Below are 1,199 nucleotides of genomic sequence, written 5' to 3' on the forward strand. Positions count from 1 at the left end.
GGATATTTTGACTCCTGATTTTATGAGGACTCATATCAAACTCTTGATGATGGATCTAAAACCTCATTCTGTGACTACCAAGTCTTATTATGTTCATGAAGATAAAGAGGAATTGGCAGTCGTTATGTCCGGCACCACACAAGTCGAAATGAACGCTAAGGAATATTCTTTGCAAGAAGGCGATGTTGTGCGAATTCCTCCATATGTCAAACATCGATTCTTAAACCGATCAAATTCGATCGCACATGTTTTGTTTGTTTTGACTCCAAAAATATAGTTTATTGAGTAAGCTGTTTTTTACTTAATAATCAAAAAATGATTAGTTCAAAATTTTAGTTAGGAGAAATTTTTAAAAATGGATAACGAGAAATATCGAATCGAAAAAGATACTTTGGGAGAAGTTAAAATTCCTGCAAGTGCCCTTTGGGGACCTCAAACTGAAAGAAGTCGACAAAATTTTAAAATCGGGCAAAGAATGCCTTTTGAAATAATTGAGTCTCTATTGCAGATTAAAAAAGCAGCTGCAGTGGTTAACGAAAAAAATGGTGAAATTAGTAAAGAAAAATCTGATTTAATTGTTGAAGTAGTTGATCAACTTTTGGCGGGAAAATATCAAGATGCTTTTCCATTAGTTGTTTATCAAACAGGTAGTGGAACGCAAACGAATATGAATGTGAACGAAGTGATAGTTCATTTGGCGGCTAAAATTAATCCTAAGGTTTCGTTACAAGCAAATGATGATGTTAATCACTCGCAGAGTTCCAATGATACTTTTCCCACAGCGATGGCAATTACTGCTTATGATGCTGTAAAAAAATTGTTATCTGTTTTGGAACATTTGGAAAATTCATTGAACGATAAAGCACTTGATTTTAAAAATGTTGTAAAAATTGGTCGTACCCATCTTCAGGATGCCACACCAATTACCTTTGGACAGGAAATTAGTGGTTGGTCCAGTCAGATCAAACACAATTTTGATTATTTGCAAATTAATAAAAAAACTTTACTCGAATTGCCAATCGGAGGGACGGCTGTCGGTACCGTTTTGAATACTGTCAAAGATTTTGATCAACAAATGGTTAAACAACTATCGATTCAAAAGGGAATAAGTTATCTCGTCGCGCCAAATAAATTTCAAGGTCTGGCCGCACACAGTGCTATTAATTTTATTCATGGTATTTTTAAGACCCTAGCAGCTG

General features: G+C 34.8%; 2 protein-coding genes. Both read left to right on the forward strand.

The genetic code is table 11. The features are described 5' to 3' along the window. Positions 1-277, forward strand: a 277-nt coding sequence (locus tag KH893_RS10995) for a cupin domain-containing protein (protein ID WP_281166169.1), incomplete at its 5' end; no start/stop codon positions are given. Positions 278-355: 78 nt separating this feature from the next. Then, positions 356-1,199, forward strand: an 844-nt coding sequence (locus tag KH893_RS11000; RefSeq protein WP_281166170.1) for a lyase family protein, incomplete at its 3' end; no start/stop codon positions are given.

This window comes from Liquorilactobacillus sicerae, assembly GCF_029916425.1.
In the GTDB taxonomy this organism is placed as follows: domain Bacteria; phylum Bacillota; class Bacilli; order Lactobacillales; family Lactobacillaceae; genus Liquorilactobacillus; species Liquorilactobacillus sicerae.